This window comes from Streptomyces cinerochromogenes (genome assembly GCF_014648635.1).
Classification (GTDB): Bacteria; Actinomycetota; Actinomycetes; order Streptomycetales; family Streptomycetaceae; genus Streptomyces; species Streptomyces cinerochromogenes.
Window position 1 is genome coordinate 74824 of record NZ_BMRM01000026.1, and the last position, 22537, is coordinate 97360.

General features: G+C 73.4%; 20 protein-coding genes. 9 read left to right on the forward strand and 11 right to left on the reverse strand.

What is annotated here, in order from left to right:
• Positions 1–57: 57 nt before the first annotated feature.
• Positions 58–561: a hypothetical protein gene (locus IEZ20_RS35740; RefSeq protein ID WP_189306551.1), complete on the forward strand. Its 504-nt coding sequence runs from the start codon at positions 58–60 to the stop codon at positions 559–561.
• Positions 562–569: 8 nt separating this feature from the next.
• Here IEZ20_RS35740 and IEZ20_RS35745 read toward each other — a convergent pair whose 3' ends face one another.
• From IEZ20_RS35745 to IEZ20_RS35760, 4 genes are all read right to left on the reverse strand, one after another.
• On the reverse strand, positions 570–1610 hold the full coding sequence (locus tag IEZ20_RS35745) for a C40 family peptidase (protein ID WP_189306553.1): 1041 nt from the start codon (positions 1608–1610) through the stop codon (positions 570–572).
• Between the two features lie 95 nt (positions 1611–1705).
• Positions 1706–1975, reverse strand: a complete 270-nt coding sequence (locus tag IEZ20_RS35750) for a DUF8847 domain-containing protein (RefSeq protein ID WP_189306555.1) — start codon at positions 1973–1975, stop codon at positions 1706–1708.
• Between the two features lie 4 nt (positions 1976–1979).
• Positions 1980–2636, reverse strand: coding sequence for a TetR/AcrR family transcriptional regulator (locus IEZ20_RS35755; protein ID WP_189306557.1), 657 nt, complete (start codon positions 2634–2636; stop codon positions 1980–1982).
• Positions 2637–2740: 104 nt separating this feature from the next.
• Entirely contained in the window at positions 2741–3679 is a 939-nt protein-coding gene (locus IEZ20_RS35760; protein WP_189306559.1) for an AurF N-oxygenase family protein, read from the reverse strand.
• Positions 3680–3802: 123 nt separating this feature from the next.
• Between IEZ20_RS35760 and IEZ20_RS35765 the strand changes: the two genes are divergently transcribed.
• Entirely contained in the window at positions 3803–4912 is a 1110-nt protein-coding gene (locus tag IEZ20_RS35765; RefSeq protein WP_189306561.1) for a ferritin-like domain-containing protein, read from the forward strand.
• 53 nt (positions 4913–4965) lie between these two features.
• The gene (locus IEZ20_RS35770) at positions 4966–5811 is read left to right on the forward strand and encodes a hypothetical protein (protein ID WP_189306563.1); all 846 of its coding nucleotides are present in this window, start codon (positions 4966–4968) and stop codon (positions 5809–5811) included.
• Positions 5812–5832: 21 nt separating this feature from the next.
• Here IEZ20_RS35770 and IEZ20_RS35775 read toward each other — a convergent pair whose 3' ends face one another.
• From IEZ20_RS35775 to IEZ20_RS35795, 5 genes are all read right to left on the reverse strand, one after another.
• Positions 5833–7290, reverse strand: a complete 1458-nt coding sequence (locus IEZ20_RS35775; protein ID WP_189306637.1) for a penicillin-binding transpeptidase domain-containing protein — start codon at positions 7288–7290, stop codon at positions 5833–5835.
• A 35-nt stretch (positions 7291–7325) separates the two neighbouring features.
• Positions 7326–8687 carry an FtsW/RodA/SpoVE family cell cycle protein gene (locus tag IEZ20_RS35780; RefSeq protein WP_189306566.1) on the reverse strand — a complete coding sequence of 454 codons (1362 nt, stop codon included), beginning with the start codon at positions 8685–8687 and terminating at the stop codon, positions 7326–7328.
• Positions 8688–8723: 36 nt separating this feature from the next.
• Complete coding sequence (locus IEZ20_RS35785; RefSeq protein WP_189306568.1) at positions 8724–9980, reverse strand: ATP-binding protein; 1257 nt, start codon at positions 9978–9980, stop codon at positions 8724–8726.
• The gene (locus IEZ20_RS35790; RefSeq protein ID WP_189306570.1) at positions 9977–10723 is read right to left on the reverse strand and encodes a hypothetical protein; all 747 of its coding nucleotides are present in this window, start codon (positions 10721–10723) and stop codon (positions 9977–9979) included. The genes IEZ20_RS35785 and IEZ20_RS35790 overlap by 4 nt, the downstream gene beginning before the upstream one ends.
• Before the next feature lie 85 nt (positions 10724–10808).
• Positions 10809–11315 (reverse strand): protein-tyrosine phosphatase family protein, encoded by a 507-nt coding sequence (locus tag IEZ20_RS35795; protein ID WP_189306572.1) that lies wholly within the window; start codon positions 11313–11315, stop codon positions 10809–10811.
• A gap of 99 nt (positions 11316–11414) precedes the next feature.
• Between IEZ20_RS35795 and IEZ20_RS35800 the strand changes: the two genes are divergently transcribed.
• Positions 11415–12218, forward strand: coding sequence for a nuclease-related domain-containing protein (locus IEZ20_RS35800; protein ID WP_189306574.1), 804 nt, complete (start codon positions 11415–11417; stop codon positions 12216–12218).
• 1 nt (position 12219) lies between these two features.
• Here IEZ20_RS35800 and ligD read toward each other — a convergent pair whose 3' ends face one another.
• Positions 12220–13107, reverse strand: a complete 888-nt coding sequence (gene ligD, locus IEZ20_RS35805) for a non-homologous end-joining DNA ligase (protein WP_189306576.1) — start codon at positions 13105–13107, stop codon at positions 12220–12222.
• A gap of 53 nt (positions 13108–13160) precedes the next feature.
• On the opposite strand from ligD, the gene ku reads away from it, so the two are divergent.
• Positions 13161–14168, forward strand: a complete 1008-nt coding sequence (gene ku / locus IEZ20_RS35810; protein ID WP_189306578.1) for a non-homologous end joining protein Ku — start codon at positions 13161–13163, stop codon at positions 14166–14168.
• Positions 14169–14300: 132 nt separating this feature from the next.
• Here the strand turns inward: ku and IEZ20_RS35815 are convergent, their stop codons facing one another.
• Positions 14301–15530 carry an MFS transporter gene (locus tag IEZ20_RS35815; RefSeq protein WP_189306580.1) on the reverse strand — a complete coding sequence of 410 codons (1230 nt, stop codon included), beginning with the start codon at positions 15528–15530 and terminating at the stop codon, positions 14301–14303.
• Between the two features lie 133 nt (positions 15531–15663).
• Between IEZ20_RS35815 and IEZ20_RS35820 the strand changes: the two genes are divergently transcribed.
• From IEZ20_RS35820 to eccCa, 4 genes are all read left to right on the forward strand, one after another.
• A complete protein-coding gene (locus tag IEZ20_RS35820; RefSeq protein WP_189306581.1) occupies positions 15664–16023 on the forward strand; it encodes an ArsR/SmtB family transcription factor in 360 nt (119 codons plus the stop codon).
• Positions 16024–16329: 306 nt separating this feature from the next.
• Positions 16330–16980 (forward strand): response regulator transcription factor, encoded by a 651-nt coding sequence (locus tag IEZ20_RS35825; protein ID WP_189306583.1) that lies wholly within the window; start codon positions 16330–16332, stop codon positions 16978–16980.
• Positions 16981–17217: 237 nt separating this feature from the next.
• The gene (locus IEZ20_RS35830; RefSeq protein WP_189306585.1) at positions 17218–18321 is read left to right on the forward strand and encodes a hypothetical protein; all 1104 of its coding nucleotides are present in this window, start codon (positions 17218–17220) and stop codon (positions 18319–18321) included.
• Between the two features lie 206 nt (positions 18322–18527).
• Positions 18528–22478, forward strand: a complete 3951-nt coding sequence (eccCa, locus tag IEZ20_RS35835) for a type VII secretion protein EccCa (protein WP_189306586.1) — start codon at positions 18528–18530, stop codon at positions 22476–22478.
• Positions 22479–22537: the final 59 nt, after the last annotated feature.

The window sequence follows — 22537 nt, forward strand, 5'->3', positions numbered from 1 at the left end:
GGCGGAGGGACGCTGGTGTGAAGGGGCCGGAGGGGGACGAGCCACGTAGGAGTTCCCATGGACGGTCGACGCGTACGCCTGGCGGTGCTGACTCCCCTGGCGGTGTCGGCGTTGACCGCGGGGGCCGTGACGGCCGCCGCCCCGCCGGCCGCGGCGGCGTCGCCCACCTGCGGTGTCTCGCGGGCCGACGGCCCGATGCACCTGGAGGTCGTCGGCGAGGACTTCGAGCCGGGCAAGGCCGTGTTCGTCGAGTCCGCCCACGGAGCCGAGGGCACTGTGCGGACCGATGCCGCGGGCGCGTTCTCCGCGACGATCAGCCATGCCGCCGGCACCGTCAGTGCCCGGCAGGTCGGTGGCCCCGAGGTCAGGTGCGGCACGGCCGAGCAGGGGGCGCGCATGAACGCCCAGGAGCAGTACGCGGCGGGCTACAAGGCGGGTTACGCCGCCATGAAGAACGACTGCGACGTCCGGGACCTCAAGCGCGTACCGGTCAACGACAACTTCCGGAACGGATTCGAGGACGGCGCGGCCGCGGCGGGGAAGAAGTTCTGCGAAGGCTAAGAGAGGTCCTAGCCCCGCCCTGTTGGACCGGGACGTACCGCGCCGAGGATCGGGTAGCCGGCGATCGGGGAGACCGTGACCTTCTCGCCCGGCCTCGGTGCCTGGACGACCCTGCCGTCCCCGGCGTACAGGGCGACGTGCGTCGCCTCGGGGAAGTACACCACCAGATCGCCCGGCCGGAGCTGGTTCAGCGTGATCCTCTCCAGCTGTTCCCACTGCTCCTGGCTGGTGCGCGGGATCGGTGTCCCCGCGTGGGCCCACGCCTGCGAGGTGAGCCCCGAGCAGTCGAACGCGTCCGGTCCCGCCGCCCCCCACGCGTACGGCTTGCCGACCTGCTCCATGGCGTAGCGGACCGCGCGGTCGCCCTGCGCGGTGGCCGGGCGGTCGGCGGGGAGGGCGCCCGCGGTGGTGAGCCTGCGCTGGGCCTCGGCGACCCCCTGCTGTTCCAGGCGGGCGATCGCGGCGAGCTGGTCGGGGGTGAGACCGGCCAGCAGGCGTTCCACGTCGGCGAGTCCGGCCCGGACGTCGTCGCGCTGCCGCTTCTGCCGGCCGGCCAGGGCGAGCTGGGTGTCGAGGGCCCTGCGGGCGGCACGGGCCAGCGCGTCCTTGCGCTTCTCGGCGGTGGCCAGCCGGGTCACCGTACGGGCCCGCTGGCGTGCCAGCTCGCCGATGACGTGCCCCTCGTCCAGCGCGTGCTGCGGGTCGGGCGCGAGGAGGAGCCGCACGTACGGGCCGAGGCCGCCGCTGCTCTGGTACTGCTGCCGGGCCAGGCGCCCGGCATCGGTCCGGCTGCCCTGCAGGGCGAGCCGGGCGCGGGCCAGTTCGCCGTCGAGCCGGGCCACCTCGGCGCGCTGCCGCTCCAGCTGCTCGGTCGTGGCGTTGTAGGTCTCGGTGGCCTGTTCCGTCTGCCGGTACAGCCGCTGGAGATCCGTCAGCAGCTGGGCCACGGACCGCTGCGGGTCCGGTGCGGCCACGGCCGGTACGGGCACGAGAACGGCCTGGGCCGCCACCGTGGCCGCACAGGCCAGCCGCAGGAGGCTTCCTGACACGTCATCACCTCTGCTGATGGGATAGTCGCAAAGGTGATAATCGGACGCTTCGGTGGGGTGCGAGGAGCAGGCCCGCGCGGTGCGGCGCGGCGGATTCACCCGTTCGGTCGCGACCAGGGCCAGCGGAGCCTGCCCCCGGACCTGTCGTCCGGGTCGTACGCGTACTTCCACCCCTGGACCAGCCCCAGCCTCCTGCTGTGCCCCCGGGGCACACGCCGGTAGACCAGCACCGTGGGCGGGCCGCCCTCCGGGTCCGGGACGGGGATGGCGTACGTCTTCGGGGGGTGCCCGGTGGGACCGAGCAGGACGGGCAGCACCCGCCCGTCCATGGGGCCGCCCTCGAAGGGGGTGTCCTGACTCTTCACGAGGTCAGTCTCGGCCATCCTCGGCGAGCGCGCCGACGAGTGCCGCGGTCTGGGGGTCGCGGGCCGCGGTGACGGTGAGGACGGCCACGAACTGGTCCACCAGCCAGTCCCGCAGCTCACCGGCCGGGGGCTGCTTGTCCTCGTCCAGCCAGATGAGGGAGGCCGCCTCGACGGCCGTGATCCACATGCGGACCGTCATGCGCAGCCGCGGCCCGGGGCCGGTGACGCCGAGGTGCTGGTAGATGTGCTCGGCGGCGGACCGGCGCACCCCGTCCACTATGGCGGTGGTGCGGGAGGTCTCCGCCACGCTGCCGCCCTGGAGCAGCGCGCTGAAGCCGGCGTCGTGCTGGTCCACGAAGGCCAGATAGCGGTCCAGGGCGCGGGACAGGCGGGGCAGCAGGGGGCCCTCGCGGGCCTCGTCGAAGCACTGCCGGAGTTCCTCGGCGGCGGAGCGCAGCGCGGCCTCGTACAGCTGCTGCTTGCCGCCCGGGAAGTACCGGTACACCAGCGGGCGGGACACTCCGGCCGCCTCCGCCACGTCGTCCAGGGAGACCTCCTCGGGGGCGCGGTGCGCGAAGAGGCCCAGGGCGGCGTCGAGGAGCTGACTTCGTCGCTCCTCGACGCTCAGGCGGCGGTATGCGGGGGTGGCCGACGGGGTCATGGCCAGCAGCCTAATCGCCGCGCGCCCGCGGCCGTCTTCCGTCCGCCGGCACGCCGTGGCCGCCCGCGGGGGCTCCCGCACCCCTCCGGGCCGTACCGGCCGGCCTACGCCAGCAGGCCCGACGCCCTCCACAGGCGCCGCCCCACGCCCCGCAGCACCCCGATGTCGTCCAGGAAGTCCGTCAGCCGCTTCGCGCCCGTCTGCATGACCTCCCGCCGGTGTGCGCTGGCCTTCACCTGGGCCATGGCCTCCCGCTTGTCCAGGCCCACGTTGGTGTAGACGTCGGGGTTGACGAAGGCGACCGAGAAGACGCGGGCGAACTCGCCGGAGGTGACCCGGGTGAACTCCTGGGACCACTTCGGGGCGGTCACCATCTGGCGGCGCAGCTCCTCGCGGGCGTACCGGACGTGCCGGGCCTCCTCGACCACGTGGATGCGGGTGACCCCGCGGATCAGCGGCTGCACCCGCTCGTCCGGGAACGTCAGCCGCTGCATCCAGTCCAGGACCTCCTCGCCGAGGAGCGTGGCGGTGAAGGAGCCGGGGGTCGTGGAGATGGTCTTGAAGAGGCGGCCGAGGTTCTGGTGGACGCGGCTCACCGGGTACCAGGGCGTGCCCCCGTGCGAGATCAGCCGGGCGAACATCTTCGAGTGCCGGCACTCGTCCTCGATCTCGGTGAGCGCGTACCGCACGTGCGCGCTCGTCGCCGCCTTGTCGTAGATGTGCCGGACGAGCAGCTGCATCAGGATGATCTCGAACCAGATGCCGAGCGAGGCCAGCGCGGCGGCCTCGTGCTGGGAGAGCAGGATCCGCTGCTCCTCGCTCATCCGCTTCCACATCGGGGTGTCGTAGAGGGACACCAGCTCCGGCGGCCAGAACCACTTGCCCTCCTCGAAGGGCGCGTCCCAGTCCAGCTCCTTGTCCGGGTCGAAGGAGTGCTTGGCGGAAGAGACGAGCAGCCGTTCGGCCACCTGTTCCCGGTCCTTGAGCAGGCCGAGCGCGTCGCGCAGCCCGTCGAGCGCGTCCGCTTCCGTCAGGGTCGTCATGGCTCCCTCACCTCGTTACCCGGGGGTAGTCGTCCGGCCTCTTATGAGACTGCTTGTCAGCAAGCCCGTCAATCCCTTGCGCGCGACTTGTTGACCCGGCGTCTACGTGTGAGCCTGCCGGGTATGCCGACGCATGACCTCTACGCCAACGACCCCGGAGCCTCCCCCTGGCAGGTGCCCGCCGCCGGCGCGGCCCGGTTCAGCTGGGAGTACGACGACGGACGCGACCGCCTGCTCGCCCTGTACCAGAAGGGCAAGGACAAGCAGTGGGACGGGCGGACCCGGATCGACTGGGACCTGGAGGTCGACCCGTACGACGCCCTCGGCACCCCGGAGGAGGCGATGTCCCTGTACGGCACCCCGTACTGGGCCAAGCTCTCCGAGAAGGACAAGGGCGAGCTGCGCCGGCACCACGCCTCCTGGCAGTTCAGCCAGTTCCTGCACGGCGAGCAGGGCGCGATGATCTGCGCCGCGCGGATCGTGGAGTCGGTGCCCGACCTCGACGCCAAGTTCTACTCCGCGACCCAGACCATGGACGAGGCCCGGCACGCCGAGATCTACGGCCGGTTCCTGCACGAGAAGATAGGCCTCGTCTACCCGATCAACGACAATCTCCAGTCGCTGCTCGGCGACACCCTGCGCGACAGCCGCTGGGACATGCCCTACCTGGGCATGCAGGTGCTCATCGAGGGCCTGGCGCTGGCCGCGTTCGGCATGATCCGGGACACCACGGACAAGCCGCTGCCCCGGCAGATCCTCACCTACGTCATGCAGGACGAGGCCCGGCACGTCGCCTTCGGCCGGATGGCGCTGCGCGACTACTACCGGCAGCTCACCGACGCCGAACTGCGCGAGCGCGAGGAGTTCGTCATCGAGGGCTGCTACCTGATGCGCGACCGGCTGCGCGGGGTCGAGGTGCTGGAGAACTTCGGCATCCCGAAGGCCGAGGCGGAGGCGCTGAGCGAACGGTCCGAGTTCCTCCGGCTCTTCCGGAAGCTGCTGTTCAGCCGCATCGTGCCGTGCGTCAAGGACATCGGCCTGTGGGGCAGGCGGCTCCAGCAGGCCTACGTGGACATGGGCGTCCTGGAGCTGGCCGACTCCGACCTGGACCTGCTGATGGCCCGGGACGAGGAACTGGCCGAGCAGCTGGACGCCGAGCGCTTCGCCGCGGAGGAACGGGAGCGGGTGGCCGAGGTGGAGGCGGCGATCGAGTCCGGCGCGGCGGAGGACTGACCCGCGCGGGGTGCGGTGCCGGTCGTGTCACCCGGGTGCAGTAGCGTGCTGGCGTGTCCACGCCTCCGCCGCCGCAGAACCCGGGCCCGTACGGCCAGCAGCCTCCGTACGGCCAGCAGGCGCCGTACGGTCAGCAACAGCCGTACGGCCAGCAGGCCCCCGGGCCGTACGGCTCGCCGTACCCGCCCCAGCAGCCCTACCCCCAGCAGCAGCCGTACCCGGCCCAGCCGCAGTACCCCGGCTGGGGCGCGCCGCCCATGGCCCCGCCGCCGAAGAAGCGGCGGGTCGGGCTGGTGCTCGGCATCGTGGGCGGTGTCGTCGCGGGCGGGATCGCGCTGCTCCTCGTGATCGGCACGGTGGCCGAGAGCGGTTTCCCCGCGGCGAAGAACAAACTGACCCTGCCCCACACGCTGCTGGACGGGAAGTACACCCTCGCCGAGGACCTCTCCGGCACCGAGGGGAAGAAGATAGAGGACGAGGCCGACGGCGCCTGGGACGCGAAGGACATCCACGCCGCGGTCGGCCGCTACAGCCCGGACGGCGACAACACCCAGGGCATGCTGCTCGTGTCCGGCATGTACGGCCGGTTCAAGAACGAGTCCGAGGTCCGGCACAACATGCTCAAGGGCGCCGCCGAGGCCGACAGCGTGACGGTCGAGGAATCCGCCCAGGACGTCACCCCGTCCGGCGCGGACACCACCGTCAGCTGCCAGGTGCTCACCCAGAAGCAGTCCGGGACGACGATCACCTACCCGGTCTGTTCCTGGGCGGACGGCAACACGGCGGCCATCGTCGGCGAGGTCAGCCTCGGGCGGAAGGACCCCGGCGACGTGGACCTGGACGCCGCCGCCCGGAAGACCCTCACCATCCGCTCCGAGATGCTCCGGCCCGTCGGCTGACCCGCTGACCGGCCGCCCCGCTCACCGGCGCAGCACCGCCCGCATCACCTCCCGCGCGATCGGTGCCGCGTCGCCGCCGCCGCTGATCTCGCCCCGGTCCGCGGAGGCGTCCTCCACCACGACCGCCACCGCCACCTGCGGCTCGGGCGCACGCTCGGCCTGCGCCCAGGACACGAACCAGGCGTACGGCACGCCGGAGTTGCCGACCCCGTGCTGGGCGGTGCCGGTCTTGCCGCCGACCAGCGCGCCGGGGATGGCCGCGTTGGTGCCGGTGCCCTCCCGCACCACACCGGCCATCAGCTCCCTCAGCCGGGCCGCCGTGTCCGGCCGCATCACCTGCCGGCCCGGCCGGGCCCCGCTGCCGGAGACCGTCTCGCCGCCGTGCCGGGTGGTCCGCTCCACCAGGTACGGCGGACGCAGCCGGCCGCCGTCCGCGACCGCGGCCGCGACCATCGCCATCTGCAGCGGGGTGGCCCGCGTGTTGTACTGCCCGATCGAGGACAGCGCCAGCTGCGCCCGGTCCACCTTCGTGTCGAAGGTGCTCGGCGCCACGGCGAAGGGGATGCGCAGGTCGGTGTCGTTGAACCCGAACGCCTGGGCCGTGGTCGCCATGTCCCGCACCCCCACGTCCACACCCAGCTTCGCGAAGACCGTGTTGCAGGACCACTCGAAGGCGTCCCGCACCGAGGCGTCCCGGCAGCCGTCGCCCTCGTTGGTCAGCCGGGTGGTGGTGCCGGGCAGCCGGTAGGGGTCGGGGGAGTCGGTGCGCTCGTCCAGGTCGGTCACCACGCCCGCGTCCAGCGCCGCCGCCGCGGTGACCACCTTGAACGTCGATCCCGGTGGATAGGTCTGCCGTACCGCCCGGTTCAGCATCGGCTTCTCCGGGTCGTGGCCCAGCCGGTCCCAGGCCGCCGACACCGCCTCGTTGTTGCCGGACAGCTCCGCCGGGTCGTAGGAGGGGCTGCTCACCAGTGCCAGCACGCGGCCCGTGGCCGGCTCGACCGCGGCCACCGCGCCCTTGCGCCCCGCGAGCCCCCGGTACGCCGCCTCCTGGGCCCGCCGGTCGAGGGTCGTGACGACGTCCCCGCCGCGGTTCGGCGCGCGCGTGACGTCGTTCCAGAGCGGCAGCGGCGTCAGCAGCGGATCGGTGCCCGAGAGCACCCCGTCCTCGGCGTGCTCCAGGAACGAGGTGCCGTAGGTCTGCGAGGCGAAGCCGGTGACCGGCGCGTACAACGGGCCGTCGACGTAGGTGCGTTCGTAGCGCAGCTGCTCCCCGGTGTCCACCGACCCGGTGACCGGCGCCCCGCCCACCAGGATGTTCCCGCGCGGCTGCTGGTAGCGGGCGATCGTGGCGCGGCGGTTGGCCGGGTTGCCGTCGTACTCCCGGGACTGCACGACCTGCACCCGGGTGGCGTTGGCCAGCAGGGCCGCCAGCAGCAGGGCGCAGAAGGCGCAGGCGTGCCGGATGTACTTCGCCATCGGGCGCCCGCCGTCGGGGAGGCCGCCGTACTCGGTCACGGCGTCTCCCGGCCGTCGTACTGGCTGCGCGCCGAGTCGCTCACCCGGACCAGCAGCGCCACGATCGCCCAGTTGGTGACCACCGAGGAGCCGCCCTGGGCGAGGAACGGCATCGCCATGCCGGTCAGCGGGATCAGCCCGGTGACCCCGCCCGCGATCACGAACACCTGGAGCGCCACGATCGAGGCGAGCCCGACCGCGAGGAGCCGGCCGAACGGCTCGCGCAGCGCGAGGCCCGCCCGGTAGCCGCGCTCCACCAGCAGGGCGTACAGCAGCACGATCCCCGCGAGACCCGCCAGGCCCAGCTCCTCCCCGGCGGTCGCCAGGATGAAGTCCGACTTGACGGCGAAGCCGATCAGGATGGAGTGGCCGAGGCCCAGCCCGGTGCCGAGGATCCCGCCGGCGGCGAAGGCGAACAGCGACTGCGAGAGCTGGTTGGGGCCGTGTCCGGCCTCGATGGTGGCGAAGGGGTGCAGCCAGTCCTCGATCCGCCCGCCCACATGGGGCTCCAGATGCCCCACGGCGACGGCGCCGAGCACCGCCAGCACCAGGCCGACCGCGATCCAGCCGGTGCGTCCGGTGGCGACGTACAGCAGCACCACGAAGAGCCCGAAGAACAGCAGCGAGGTCCCGAGGTCCCGCTCCAGCACCAGGACGCCCACGCTCAGCAGCCAGATCGTCAGGATCGGCCCGAGCACCCGCCCGGTCGGGAACTGCAGCCGCCACAGCCGGCGGCCGGTGTAGGCGAGCGCGCTGCGGTTGGCGGCCAGGTACGCGGCGAAGAACACCGCGAGCAGCACCTTGGCGAACTCGCCGGGCTGGATGGAGAACCCGGCGATCCGGATCCAGATCCGGGCCCCGTTCACCGCCGGGAACAGGATGGGCGCCGCGAGCAGGGCGAGGGCGGCCACCACGCAGACGTACGCGTACCGCTGGAGCACCCGGTGGTCGCGCAGCACCAGCACGACACCGATGAACAGGCCCACCCCGAGCGTCGACCACACCAGCTGGGTGGGGGCCGCCTGGTCGCGCGGGGTCTCCAGGTCCAGCCGGTAGATCAGCACCAGGCCCAGCCCGTTGAGCAGCACGCCGATGGGCAGGGGCAGCGGATCGGCGTACGGCGCCCGGATCCGGACCGCGATGTGGGCGAACAGGGCCAGCACGGCGAGCCCGGCGCCGTACCCGACGGCGCCGGGCGGCACGGTACCGGTCCGCGCCAGCCCCACCGCGCAGTAGCCGTACACGGACAGCAGGACGGCCAGCACGAGCAGGGACAGTTCGACGCCCCGGCGCCGGGGAAGGCGCGGGGCGCGCGCGGGAGCGGGGGCCGCCGCCAGGGTGGTTCCGGCCTTCGTCATGTCCGGAACCTACCGAAATGGTGAGGCTTTGTGCTGTTAGTGGGCCGGGCGCGCCCCTGCGGGCAGCGTCAGCGTCGCCACCGCGCCCCCGTCCACCGCGTTGGCGAACGTCAGCGCGGCGCCCAGCACCTCCGCCTGCCCCGCCGCGATGGTCAGCCCCAGCCCGTGCCCCTTGGCCCCGCCCTCGGTGCGGAACCGCTGCGGGCCGTGGGCCACCAGGTACTCCGGATACCCGGGCCCGTGGTCCCGCACGGTCACCACGGGCCCGTCCACGGTCAGCACCACCGGCGGGTGCCCGTGCTTGTGGGCGTTGGCCACCAGGTTCCCCAGCACCCGCTCCAGCCGCCGCCGGTCGGTCTCCACCCGGACGTCCCGCAGGATCCGCACCTCGGTGTCGGTGCCCGAGGCCCGTACCACCCGCTCGGCCAGCGCGCCCAGCGCCTCCGTGCCGACCGCCGGCCGCTCCCGCCCGGTGTCCAGCCGGGAGATCTCCAGCAGGTCCTCGGTGAGCGTGCGCAGCGCCGCCACCCGGTCCCGCACCAGCTCCGTCGGCCGCCCCGGGGGCAGCAGCTCCGCCGCCGCGTGCAGCCCGGTCAGCGGGGTGCGCAGCTCGTGCGCGACGTCCGCGGTGAACCGCTGCTCGCTCAGCAGCTTGCCCTGGAGCGAGGAGGCCATCGTGTCCAGCGCGGCCGCGACCGCGGCGACCTCGTCCTGCGGCCGGGTCGGGTCCTTCGTGCGGGGGTCGCCGACCCGGGCGTCCAGGTCGCCGGCGCTGATCCGCCGGGCCACCCGCGCGGTGCCGTGCAGCCGCCGGGTCACCCGGGTCACCGCGAACACGCCGACCAGCACCGTCGCCCCGATCGCCAGCGCCGACGACCACAGGATCGACTGGTCGAGACCGTCGATGGTGCGGGCCTGCTGCGAGTAGTCGACCTCCACGGCCAGCGCCCGGTGCCCGGCCACCGGACCCGCCGCCCACATCGACGGCCGCCCCCGGTGGGCGGCCACCATCGTCCCGCGCTCCCCGGCCACCGCCATCGACCGCAGCGGCGCGGGCAGCCCCTCCGGGTCCACCCCGGCACCCGGCAGCAGCGTGTCCCCGGCCTCGTACGCCTGGGTGGCGTCGGCGAGCCGGGACAGCGCCAGGTCGCGGGCCTGGCCGACGGTCTGGTTGGTCACCGATACGTGGACGAGGACGCCGAGCAGCGCCGCCAGCGCACAGCACATCACCGTGATGAACACGGCGGCCTTGACGGCGAGGGCCCCGGCCCAGTGGGGCAGCGTGAGCCTCATCGCGGGCTCGCCGCGCTGTCCGCGGGGGAGGGCGAGGGTGACGGGGTCCTGCCGTGCCGGCCGTCGCCGACGTGCAGGTACTCGTCGCGGGAGAACACCATCGCGCGCTGGCCCGGGTCCCACACCCAGGTGGTGCGGTACTCGTAGCCGGAGATGTCGGCCGGCGAGCGCTCGATCAGCGCCCGGCCGGCCAGCTCCACCCCGACGATCGCGTCGTTGTCGGCCAGCACCTGCACGAGTCTGTGCCCCTCGACCGTGTACACCCGTACCGCCGTCTGGTTGGTCGGGTACAGCCGGAAGCCCAGCGTCAGATCGGCCCGGCCGTCCCCGGTGAGGTCCCGGTAGTACGGCTTGAGCAGCGGACACCGGGCCCGGTTCCCGCCCGGCCGGCACTCCTTCATCCGGTCCACGGTCGCGTGGTACGCCCCCTTCGATCCGTAGTCGTCGGGGCGCGCCGCCAGCTCCGCCTCGACGACGTCCACCGGGTCCACCTTCCGGATGTCGTCACCGCGCACCGTGATGCCCTCGACGGTCTTCCGGGTCGCCACGTCGTAGGGGTAGGCCGGGCTGGACGCCGGGCGCAGATCGGGCCAGAGCCTGGCCGGGCTGGCCGCGGTCGGCGTCGGTCCGGCGCTCTGCAGGGCGCCGCTGTCCCCGCAGGCCGCCGCCGTCGCCGAGAGCAGGGCGACGGCGGTCACGGCGAGGGCGGTGCGCACGGCACGACCGGCTGGGCGGACTGGCATCCTTACATTCTGACGGAAGTACGCTTTGTACTGCTTCGTACGCCACCTGTGACGTGAGCGCGGCGCGCGCGGCGCGGGGGAGAGGCTACTCGGCCAGCTCCTCCAGCAGCCGCACGGTCGCCAGGCCCGCCCGCAGGTACTCCACGAACAGCTCGTTGTGCAGCGCCCACGCCGAGCGCCGGGCCCGGATCAGCTGGATCGCCTGGTCGGCCGAGTCACCCCGCTGGACCAGGGCGTGCGCGACGACCAGCCCCGAGCGGTTGTACCCGTGGTAGCAGCGCACGAGCACCCGGCGGCCGGCGTCCAGCGCCTCGTTCACCGCCCGCGCCAGCCGGATCACCCCGGCGAGCTGCGTCCCGTCCAGCGGTCCGTCCGGTATCGGCCACACATGGTGCTCCACCTCCGGATCGGGTCCGTAACCCGGCAGCCGCAGCAGCGACTGCACCAGATCGAACTCGTCTCGTACGACGGCGAACTCCAGCCGTCCGGAGCGGCCCCGGAACTCGTGCCCGCCCATCCACAGGCCGGGCACGATCTCGTTCCACGGGCTCTCCGGAGCCGGCACGTCGGGCTGCGTTCCGCGGGTCCGCAACGGTGCCTCCCCCACTCCCCTCGCAGGGCCGGCCTCCACGGTAACCGGTCTTGCCCCCGGCGCACCCCGCCTGTTCCCATGGTCGAGGGGTGATGGCGCATGAGCGGACTGCGCGTGGTGCCGGCCTTCCGGCACGGCCGGGAGCGGCTGTACGTCTGCCGCGAGGACGGGACCAGCGTCGCCTGGTACGACCGCGAGACGGGCCGGGTCAACCTGCTCGGCGAGGACGTCGGGGACGAGGTCCTCGCCGCCCTGTACCCCTTCCTGACCGGCCCGGTCACCGTGGGCCCGCCCCCGGTCCCCACCCCCGCGGAACTCGCCCGGCTCACCCTGCACCCGGACGACGACCTGGCCCCCAACCGCCCCGGCGAGGCCCTGCTCGTCGCCCTCGACCGCGACCCCGGCCCTGCCCACCGGCTGCGCCCCGACCCGCGCCGGCGCGCCCTGACCGCCGAGCAGACCGTCGGCGAGGCCCTGGACGGCCTGGAGGGGGCCGGCTGGCACACCCTGCACTCCCTCCCCCTGCCCGGCGGCGACCGCATCCACCACCTGGTGATCGGCCCCGGCGGCCTGTTCACCGTCCACGCCCTGTACGCCCGCAGGACCCGGGTGCTGGTCGCCGACCCGATGGTCACCCTCGGCCGCCGCGAGGCCGAGCCGCTGCTGCGCCGGCTGCGCGCCGACGCCGACCGCGCCGCCTACGCCCTGACCGCCGAGGTCCGCCCGCTGCTGGCCCTGGTCGGCCCGGCCGAGGTGACCGTGACGGCCGAGCCGCGCGGGGTGCGGATCCTGACGGACGGCGAGCTGGCGGACCTCGGCCGGCTGGGCGGGGTGCTCAAGCCGGCGGACGTGGAGGCCCTGCACGGGATGGCCCGGGACCGCCACACCTGGGGGAGGCTGTAGCTCAGGGCAGGGGTGCGGCCTGCGCCGGATCCGTCAGGGGGGCCATCAGGTCGCCGAGGTCCTGCAGGCGCGGGGCGATGTCCTCCGGCCGGAACTCCAGCTGCGCGGGGCTCCGGCAGTCGGCGACCTCCTCCCAGGTCACCGGTGCCGAGACCAGGGGGATCCGGCGGGCGCGCACGGTGTAGGGGGCGGCCGTGGTCTTGCGGGCCGCGTTCTGGCTCCAGTCGACGAACACCTTCCCGGGCCTCAGGCTCCTGGTCATCCGGTGCACCACCAGCCGGGGCATCGCCCGCTCGGCCTCCACCGCCAGCGCCTTCGCGTACTCGGACGTCCGTTCGGAGGAACTCCCGCGCACCGCCGCCAGCAGGTGCAGCCCCTTCGACCCGGCCGTCTTCGCGTGCGCCTCGATCCCGTCCGCCGCGAGCCGCTCACGCAGCCACAGGGCGACCTCGCAGCAGTGCACGACGGTCGCGGGCGCGCCCGGGTCGAGGTCGAGGACCAGCCGGTCCGCCTCCTGCGGGGACTGCACCAGCCACTGGTGCGTGTGGAACTCGGTGACCAGGTTCGCCGCCCACACCAGGCTCGGCAGGTCCTGGACCACCACCATCCGGGCCGGGCTGTCCGCCGAGGAGCGCGGCACCTCGGCGGTGGTGACCCAGTCGGGCGTACCCGGCGGCACGTTCTTGGTGAAGAACAGCTGCCCCTCCGGGCCGTCCGGATAGCGCAGGAAGGACACCGCCCGGTCACGCAGATGCGGCAGCAGGGCCCCGGCGGTGGTCGCGTAGTAGTGCAGCAGCTCCCCTTTGGTGAAGCCGGTCTCCGGATACAGCACCTTCTCCAGGTTGCTGAGCGCGACCCGGCGCCCCTCCACCTCTGTGATAGGCGTCATAGGATGACAATCCCAGACAAAGCGGATAAATCTCCAAAGGAAGGGTGCGGCACGTGCGATCGATATGGAACGGCGCCATCTCCTTCGGGCTCGTCAGCATCCCGATCAAGCTGGTGAACGCGACCGAGAGCCACGCCATCGCCTTCCGTCAGATCCACACCGAGGACAACGGCCGCATCCGCTACCGCAAGGTGTGCGAGCTGGAGGACCGGGAGGTGAGCCAGGCCGAGATCGGCAAGGGGTACGAGGACGCCGACGGCTCGATCATCCCGATCACCGACGAGGACCTGTCCCACCTGCCCATCCCGACCGCCCGGACCATCGAGATCGTGGCCTTCGTGCCGGCCGACCGCATCGACCCGCTCCAGATGGGCGCGGCGTACTACCTCGCGGCGAGCGGGGCGCCCGCGGCGAAGCCGTACACCCTGCTGCGGGAGGCCCTCAAGCGCAGCAACAAGGTCGCCATCGCCAAGTACGCGCTGCGCGGCCGGGAGCGGCTCGGCATGCTCCGGGTCGTCGACGACGCCATCGCCATGCACGGCCTGCTCTGGCCCGACGAGGTCCGCGCGCCCGAGGGCGTCGCCCCGGACGCCGACGTCACCATCCGCGACAAGGAACTCGACCTCGCCGACGCCCTGATGGACACGCTCGGCGAGGTCGACCTGGCCGACCTGCACGACGAGTACCGGGAGGCGCTGGAGGAGGTCATCGCCGCGAAGACCACCGGGGAGGTCCCGCCCGAGGCCCCGGCCCCCGCCGCCGGCAAGGTCCTCGACCTGATGGCGGCCCTGGAGAGCAGCGTCCGCGCGGCCCGCGAGTCCCGCGGGGCCGGCGCCGCGGAGGCCGAGGTCAGACCCCTGCGGCAGGGGCGGGCCGCACCCAAGGAGACCGGCGGCAAGAAGTCGACGTCCACGGCGAAGAAGACGGCCGCGGCGAAGAAGGCGGCCCCCGCGCGCAAGTCGGCGTCCAAGGCGGGGGAGGGGGCGGCGAAGAAGGCGACGGCGACGACGGCGAAGAAGGCGGCGGCGAAGAAGACGTCGTCCCGCAAGCGGTCGGCGTGAGGGCGCACGGCGTGCGCCTGCGAGGGCCGGCGGGGGTCGGCGGGGACCGGTCCCGCCGTCCAGCGGCGGTCGTCGTCGGGCTCCGGGTGCGTCGTGGCCGGTCGCGCCGTTCCCCGCGCTCCTTCGGGGGCGCTAGCGCCGTGCGGTGGACCGTCGTTCCAGCAGTACCAGGCCGCCCCCGGCCACCGCCGCGGTCGCCAGTGCCGTGGCGAAGAGCGTCGCCCCCGTGGCCAGGCCCAGCCCGTCGCTCAGGTAGCCCGCGGTGACCGGGAGGAGTCCGGCGGGGAGGTAGCCGCCGACGTTCAGTGCGGCGTTGGCCTCGGCCAGGCGGTCCGTCGGTACCGTCGAGTTCAGCAGGGACAGGCCGCCCAGCTGCCCCATGCCCTGACCGGCCCCGCCCAGCAGCGCGGCGGCGCCCAGTGCGGGGACCGAGCCGGTGCGGACGGCGGTGACGAGGGCGAGCATGCCGAGGGCGGTGGCGCCGGCGCCGGCGAGCAGGATCGTGCGGCGGTCCAGGCGCCGTACCGCGAACTGCACGCCCGTCGCGCCGAGGAACATCGCGAAGGCCAGGGTCCCGGAGAGCATCCGGCTGTCCGTGCCCAGCAGGTCCGACAGGAGCGAGGGGCCGAGCGACAGGACGAAGGACGTGGCGGTGATGCCGGGCGCGAAGACGGCGATGCCCAGGGCGAGGGTCCGGCCGGCGCCCCGGGGCACCCCCGGCACACGGACCCAGGCGCCCGTGCCGCCCGCGGCGGGGCGCCGTACCGGCATCCGCAGCACCACCGCGACGGCCGTGCCGAGCAGCACCGCCTCCACCCCGAACACGGTGACCGTGGGCGCCGGCAGGGTCTCGGACAGCACGCCCGCGAGCAGCGGTCCGAGCCCCGCGCCGAACACCATCGCGCAGGAGGCGAGCAGCGCCGCGAGCCGGCGCCGGGCGGGTCCGGCCACATCCGTCACCGCGGCCATGCCCGCCGACACCACGGCACCGACCGCGATGCCGGTGCACAGCCGGGCGACGACCAGCGCGGCCACGCCCCCGGCGGTCGCGAAGACCAGGCAGGCCGCGAGGGCGAGCCCCAGCGCGGGCAGCAGGACGGGCTTGCGGCCGATCCGGTCGGAGAGCACGCCGGACACCAGCAGGGAGCCGAGCAGCCCGGCGATGTAGCAGGCGAAGACCACGGTCAGCGTGCCCCTGCCGAAGCCCATCTCGCGCTGCCACAGCACATAGAGCGGGGTGGCCGCGTTGGACAGCACGAACACCGCCGTCACCGGCCAGGCGGCGAGCCAGATCCAGCGTGCGGGCACCTCGCCGCCGTGCGCCGCCCCCGGCGCCCGCACCTCGGTGGTCGTCTCCGTCATGACACAGTCCTCCCCGTGCGTCCGGCGGTACGAGTTGACTCGTACTTGTACGTGCGGAGTCGAACTTAGCATGCAGTACGATCGGAGTCGTACAAGAAGTCCGGGAGAGGAAGTCCGGGAGAGGGAGCCGCACATGACCATCGAGGTGCTGCCGGAGCCGGCCGGCCTGCCCGACCCGCTGCCCGAGCCGGCCGTCGGCGAACTCAGGCTGGAGACGGTGCTGAGCGCGCTCAGCGACCCGCTGCGGCTGCGGATCGTCCGCAAACTGCTGCTGGAGTCCGAGGACTTCGACCACACCTGCGGCTGGTTCGGCCTGGACCGCCCCAAGTCCTCGCTCACCCACCACTTCCGGGCCCTGCGCGAGGCCGGCGTCACCCGCCAGCGCCAGTACGGCCTGGAGCGCCGCAGCCACGTCCGGGTCGCCGACCTGAACGCCCGCTTCCCCGGCCTGCTGGACCTCGTGGCCGCCTGGACCCCGGCGGACGGCGACTGACCGGCACCACCTGTTCTCAGGCGTGAACCCCCTTGACGGGGCCGGGCGTTGCCCTGCCCCGAGTGACGGTGACATTGCACACCGGGGCACGGCTCTTGTTTCACAGTGCACTGATCGACTGCGAAGCCGGGGGAGCCGCCGGGACTCCTGCCAGGATCGGTTCCGAGCAAGTGAGGACGCACCCCCGCAGTCCACGGGTCCGGCGCGGACCAGGACCGATCCGTCGGTCGGCACGGCTCCTGGCGCCGCAGCGGCCCGGGCTCTGCGCTCGCCGGGTGCGGTGCCGTGCTCTCGACAAGGAGTCCCATGCCTGAGTACACAGATGAAGCACGCCCGGTGCCGCGAGTCGTCGTACAGGCCGACGATCCCCTCACCCGTGACGGCACGGCCGCCTTCCTGGCCGCGGACGAGCGCGTCAGGCTGCTGACGGACGACGAACTGGCCGACGCCGACATCCTGGTGATGCTCACCGCCTCGGTCAGCGGCAAGACGCTGTCCGCGATGAGCCGGGCCGTGCAGACCACCGGCGGGCGCATCCGGACCGTGCTGGTCGCGGACCACATCTCCGAGCAGCAGCTCGCCCTCGCGGTCAACCACGGCCTGGCGAGCTTCCTGGTGCGGCCGTTCACCAGCTTCAGCCAGATCGTCGTCGCGGTCGTCGAGGCCCACCACGGGCGGTCGGTCGTACCGCCCGTGCTGATGAACATGCTGCTGGACCGGATGCGCACCATGCAGAAGAACGAGTCGCCCGCCGGACTGCTGCCGGTGGAGCTGGCGCAGCGCGAGGTCGACGTGCTCAGGCTCCTCGCCGAGGGACTGGACACGGTGGAGATCGCCAGCAAGCTCAGCTACTCCGAGCGCCTGATCAAGAGCGTCATACAGACCGTGGTCAAGCGGCTGGAGCTGCGCAACCGGACCCACGCCGTCGCGTACGCCATCCGCATGGGCATCCTGTGACCCGGGATGGCGAAAAGGGTAGAGCGGTCGTGCGTTCGTGCACGATCCGGTTCAACACCCGTAACCGGTCCCACGCCCTCCCTAGGGTCGGGGCAGCGAGGCACCCCGCCACGTCCTGAGACGTGCGGCCGTCCTCCGCAGCCCGTCCTCCGATGCCGTCGGCCGGGCCGGGGCGCGCACAGAGCGACGCCCATCGGTCGCCGTAGATCGATCACCCACCCGTCGACCGGGAAAGGCATGCAGATGAACTACCGTGAGCCGGACCCCGGCCCCCCCGACCAGACCACCGGGGCGTCGGCCGGCCAGGCGGTGTGGGAGAACGAACTCCCCTGGCAGCTCGCTCCGCTGGGTGAGGCGGGGCAGGGCGGCCCGGCCCCCGCCGGGGAGTTCGCGGGCCACGGTCGCACCGCACCGGACGCCGGCCCGGACGCCCCGCACGCCGTACCCGCCCCCGCGGCCACGGACCGTACCGCCACCGCACCCCTCACGCCGATGACCGGGGTGCCGGGCGACGACGGCGAGCCCGACGCCTCCGGAACCGGCGCCGGGGGGCGCCGGCGGGACCGGGGCGACCGGGCGGGCTCCGCCGCACCCGAGGCCGCGGGGGGCGGGCGCGGCGGGCTGCGCCTCGCGCTCGCCAAGCCGGTCCTGGCCGGAGCGGGCATGCTCAGCGCCCTGTTCCTGCTGACACCGGCCGTGTTCGGCGACGACGCGCCCGCCCACACCTTCAAGGCGGGGGCCGGGGACGCCGGCGAGGACTACGCGTCCGACCACCACGACCCCGGCCCCGGCAGCAGCGCCTCCCCCCGGCCCGGGGCCTCCTCCGACACCGCCCGCGACGACGGCTCCACGGACGGCCGGCGGCACCGCATCGCCGAGGTGGCGGCGGCCTCGCCCACACGGGACACGCACAGCGCGCACCCCATGTCGCAGAGCAACAGCCCGGCACCGAGCAAGACCCCCCGGACCAGCGGCAGCCCACGGCAGCAGCAGCCGCCGCAGCAGCACTGGACCTCGACCGTCGTGAACGGCACCGCCGTCCTCGAACCCGGGCAGAGCTGGGCCACCAACCGGATCACCCTCGCCTTCCAGGGCGACGGCAACCTCGTGCTCTACGACACGAAGGGCACCCCGCTGTGGTGGTCCGGCACCGTCGGGCAGGGCGCCAAGGCGGTCTTCCAGGCCGACGGCAACTTCGCGGTCTACACCCAGGACGGGGTGACCGCCTGGTCCTCCCGCACCGACGGCCACGACGGCGCCCAACTCGTCCTGGGGACCGACGGGAACGTCACCATCCGCTCGGGCGGCGCGGTGCTGTGGTCGACGGGTACCGCCATGTGACGCCCCGTCCCCCGAGGGGCCGCCCCTCCTGATCGTCCGTCCCACCCGCCACCCCCGAGGGCCGGGACGGGCTCCCTCCGCGTCGCCCGTCCCTCTCCCCGGAGGCGGGCGGCACGGCAGGGTTCCTCCCCCCGGTCGGCCCCGGTCGGTGCCCGTCACCCCATTCCCCGCCCCGCACAAGGTCTCGCCGGCTGGAGATCCACCTGATGAACACCACCATCGTCAAGCGCCCGCCGCGCGCATCGGGACCCCAGACACCGGAAGGCCAGATCGAGCTGGCCCAGCCCCCGGTGCTCGGCGAACCCGCCATGGCCGACCTCGGTTCCGTTGTCGTCATGCTGCCCATGGGCATCGGCGCCGGAGCGATGGGGATGATGTTCGTCGTCGGCGGCTCCACGTCGACGTACATGATGTCCGGGATGATGGGCATCGGCATGATGTCCATGGGACTCGGCCAGCTGGGCCGGTCCGGCTTCGAACGCAAACGGCGGATGCGGGCGGAACGCCGTGACTACATGCGCTACCTGGCCCAGCTGCGGGGCCAGGTACGCGAGGCCGCCGCCGCCCAGGTCACCGCCGCCGTGTACGACAACCCCCCGCCCCGCCAGCTGTGGTCGCTGGTCCAGGGCCCCCGGGTGTGGGAACGCCGCGCCGCCCACGACGACTTCGCCAAGGTCCGCATCGGACTCGGCACCCGGCGTGCCGCGTTGGAGCTGATCCCGCCGCAGACCAAGCCCGTCGAGGACCTCGACCCGCTCACCGCCATCTCGCTGCGCCGCTTCACCGAGGCGTTCCAGACCGTGCCGGGCATGCCGATCCCCGTCGCCCTGCGCAGCTTCACCAGCGTGGAGTTCGCCGGAGACATCGAGGACGCCCTTGACCTGGTGCGCGCCATGCTCGGACAGCTGGTCGCCCTGCACTCGCCCGACGAACTGCGCGTGGCCGTCCTCACCGACCCGCGGGACCGGGACGCCTGGGAGTGGGTGAAGTGGCTGCCCCACAACGCCCACCCACGGGAACGGGACCAGGCGGGCCCGCTGCGCCTGGTGGCCACCGACCACGCCGAGCTGATCGAGCTGCTCGGGCCGGACGTCCTCGACCGGGGTGACCACGACCCCCAGGCGACCCCCGGCGTCGCCGAACCCTTCGTCGTGGTCGTCGCCCACCGGGCGCAGATCCCGGCCGAATCGCGCCTGCTGGGCAACGGACTGCGCAACACCGTCCTGCTCGACCTCACGGGCGCCATGCCGGGCGGCCCCTCCGTCCTGCGCCTGACCGCGGAGAACGGCACCGTCTCCTTCCCGGTCGGCGACGACACCCAGGCCCGGGCCGAGGCGGACGCGCTCGGCGTGGACGCCGCCGAGAACCTGGCCCGGCTGCTGGCCCCCCTGCGCACCGGCGGCACCATCGACCTGACGGACAACCCGTTCGAGGCCGACTTCGAACTCACCGCCCTGCTCGGCATCCGCGACCCGCGCGCCTTCGACGTCGCCACCCAGTGGCGGCGCCGCACCGACCAGGCGGCGCGGCTGCGCGTACCCATCGGGGTCACCGAGGACGGCGAGGTCGTCGAACTCGACCTGAAGGAGTCCGCCCAGTCCGGCATGGGCCCGCACGGCATGCTGATCGGCGCCACCGGCTCCGGCAAGAGCGAACTGCTGCGCACCCTCGTCATCGGACTCGCCGCCACGCATTCCTCCGAGATCCTGAACTTCGTCCTGGTCGACTTCAAGGGCGGCGCCACCTTCCTCAACATGGAACGCCTGCCGCACACCTCGGCCGTCATCACCAACCTCGCCGACGAACTGCCGCTGGTGGACCGCATGCAGGACTCCATCAACGGCGAGCTGATCCGCCGGCAGGAACTGCTCAGGGCCAGCGGGCACGCCTCGCTGTACGAGTACGAGAAGGCACGGCTGGCCGGCGCCCCCCTCGCCCCGCTGCCCTCCCTGCTGGTCATCGTCGACGAGTTCTCCGAACTCCTTGCGAGCAAGCCCGAGTTCGTCGAACTGTTCGTCACGATCGGCCGCGTGGGCCGAAGCCTCGGGGTGCATCTGCTGCTGGCGTCGCAGCGACTGGACGAGGGACGCATCCACCGCGTCGAAGGACACCTGTCCTACCGCATCGCGCTGCGCACCTTCTCCTCCATGGAGTCCCGCAGCGTCATCGGTGTCGCCGGGGCGTACGAGCTGCCCTCCACACCCGGCAACGGCTACCTGCGGGTGGACACCACCAACCTGGTGCGGTTCAAGGCCGCCTACGTCTCCGGTCCCTGCCCCGAGGCACCCGCCGAGGGACCGGCCGCCGCGCCCGCGACGGCACGCCCCGGCGAACTCGTGGACTTCGGCCTCGACCAGCAGCGCCCGGCACCGGAGCCGGAAGAGCCGGCCGAGACCCGCCCCGAACCCGAGCCCGCCACCCGGCCGGACAGCGACGAGAGCCTCCTGGACGTCCTCATCGAACGCCTCGCGGACGCCGGTCCGCCCGCCCGCCAGGTCTGGCTGCCGCCGCTCGCCGAGTCGCCCAGCCTCGACCAGCTGCTGCCCGGCATCGTTCCCGACCCGGTGCGCGGCATGACCGCCGAGTCCCCCGACCTGGGCAGCCTGCGGGCGCCGCTCGGCATGGTCGACCGACCGCACGAGCAGGTCCGCGAACTCCTCGTCGCCGACCTCTCCGGAGCGGGCGGGCACGTGGGCGTGGCCGGCGCCCCGCAGACCGGCAAGTCCGCGCTGCTGCGCACCCTGATGCTGTCGCTGGCCCTCACCCACACCCCCGAGGAGGTCCAGTTCTACTGCCTCGACCTCAGCGGCGGCGGCCTGGTCTCCACCGCCGGCCTCCCGCACGTCGGCTCGGTCGCCACCCGGCTGGAGCGCGACAAGGTGCTGCGCAGCGTCGAGGAGATCGACCAGCTCCTGGAGCGCCGCGAGCAGATCTTCACCGCGCGCGGCGTCGAGTCGATGGCGGCCTACCGCGAACTGCGGCGGCGGGGCGGCGTCGACGACCCCCACGGGGACGTCTTCCTGGTCGTGGACGGCTGGGGGACGCTGCGCCAGGAGTACGACGACCTCGACGACCGCATCACCGCCATCGCCGCGCGCGGCCTGTCCTTCGGCATCCACGTCGTGGTGTCCGCGGTCCGCTGGTCGGAGATCCGCAACAAGCTGCGCGACCTGATCGGCACCAAGTTCGAGCTGCGGCTCGGCGACACGATCGAGTCCGAGGTCGGAAGCCGCCAGGCCGCGGGCGTCCCGCAGCAGCCCGGCCGCGGACTGACCTCCTCCGGCCACCACTTCCTGTCCGCGCTGCCCCGGCTGGACAGCTCCTCGGCCACCGACGACCTCACCGCCGCCACCAAGATCGCCGCCGCCGAGATCGGCACCTTCTGGACCGGGCGCACCGCCCCCGGCGTACGGCTGCTGCCGAGCACCCTGCCCGTCGGCCGGCTCCCCGCGCCCGAGGGCGACCTGCGGGTCAGCCTGGGCTGGGACGAACAGCGCCTCCAGCCGGTCTGGCACGACTTCTCCGCCACGCCGAACCTGCTCGTCTTCGGCGACGGCGAGACCGGCAAGACCAACGCCCTGAGGCTGATCGCCCGGGCGATCACCACCCGCTTCACACCCGACGAGGCGCGGATCCTGCTCGGCGACCCCGGACGCGGACTCCTCGCCGACGTGCCGGAGGAGTACCGCGCCGGGTACACCGTCGACGCCGACGGGCTGCGGGAGCTGGCCAACAGCGCCGTGGTGTCCATGTCCAAGCGGCTGCCCGGCCCCGACGTCTCGCCCGAGCAACTGGCCCAGCGCGACTGGTGGCAGGGGCCGCGCCTGTTCATCCTGCTCGACGACTACGACCTGTTCGTCACCAGCAGCCTGGACAGCCCCACCACCCCGCTCGTCCCGCTGCTCTCCCAGGGAGCCCACATCGGCATGCACATGGTCATAGCCCGGTCCACCTCCAGTGCCATGCGCGCCATGATGGAACCGCTGCTGCTCCGCATCTGGGAACTCGGCAACCCGGCCCTGGTGCTCTCCTACCCCAAGGAGGAGGGCAAGTTCATCGGCGAGGCGAGACCCCGCACCCTCGTCCCCGGCCGCGCCCAGCTGGTCACCCGGCGCGGCATCCGGCTCGTCCAGACCGGCCTGGTCGACGACGCCTGACCCTCCACCGGCGGACCGGACCCCGCCGCCCCGCCACCGCCCAGGCCGCCCCACAGGAG

What these genes read in the sequence shown, in the direction of transcription:
- IEZ20_RS35800 (WP_189306574.1), top strand. Translation starts at nt 11,415, where the DNA reads ATGAGCGGACTGCGCGTGGTGCCGGCCTTCCGGCACGGCCGGGAGCGG.
- IEZ20_RS35780 (WP_189306566.1), bottom strand. Translation starts at nt 8,687, where the DNA reads ATGACGAAGGCCGGAACCACCCTGGCGGCGGCCCCCGCTCCCGCGCGC.
- eccCa (WP_189306586.1), top strand. Translation starts at nt 18,528, where the DNA reads ATGAACACCACCATCGTCAAGCGCCCGCCGCGCGCATCGGGACCCCAG.
- IEZ20_RS35825 (WP_189306583.1), top strand. Translation starts at nt 16,330, where the DNA reads ATGCCTGAGTACACAGATGAAGCACGCCCGGTGCCGCGAGTCGTCGTA.
- IEZ20_RS35755 (WP_189306557.1), bottom strand. Translation starts at nt 2,636, where the DNA reads ATGACCCCGTCGGCCACCCCCGCATACCGCCGCCTGAGCGTCGAGGAG.
- IEZ20_RS35785 (WP_189306568.1), bottom strand. Translation starts at nt 9,980, where the DNA reads ATGAGGCTCACGCTGCCCCACTGGGCCGGGGCCCTCGCCGTCAAGGCC.
- IEZ20_RS35790 (WP_189306570.1), bottom strand. Translation starts at nt 10,723, where the DNA reads ATGCCAGTCCGCCCAGCCGGTCGTGCCGTGCGCACCGCCCTCGCCGTG.
- IEZ20_RS35740 (WP_189306551.1), top strand. Translation starts at nt 58, where the DNA reads ATGGACGGTCGACGCGTACGCCTGGCGGTGCTGACTCCCCTGGCGGTG.
- ligD (WP_189306576.1), bottom strand. Translation starts at nt 13,107, where the DNA reads ATGACGCCTATCACAGAGGTGGAGGGGCGCCGGGTCGCGCTCAGCAAC.
- IEZ20_RS35775 (WP_189306637.1), bottom strand. Translation starts at nt 7,290, where the DNA reads ATGGCGAAGTACATCCGGCACGCCTGCGCCTTCTGCGCCCTGCTGCTG.
- IEZ20_RS35830 (WP_189306585.1), top strand. Translation starts at nt 17,218, where the DNA reads ATGCAGATGAACTACCGTGAGCCGGACCCCGGCCCCCCCGACCAGACC.
- IEZ20_RS35820 (WP_189306581.1), top strand. Translation starts at nt 15,664, where the DNA reads ATGACCATCGAGGTGCTGCCGGAGCCGGCCGGCCTGCCCGACCCGCTG.
- IEZ20_RS35815 (WP_189306580.1), bottom strand. Translation starts at nt 15,530, where the DNA reads ATGACGGAGACGACCACCGAGGTGCGGGCGCCGGGGGCGGCGCACGGC.
- IEZ20_RS35765 (WP_189306561.1), top strand. Translation starts at nt 3,803, where the DNA reads ATGCCGACGCATGACCTCTACGCCAACGACCCCGGAGCCTCCCCCTGG.
- IEZ20_RS35760 (WP_189306559.1), bottom strand. Translation starts at nt 3,679, where the DNA reads ATGACGACCCTGACGGAAGCGGACGCGCTCGACGGGCTGCGCGACGCG.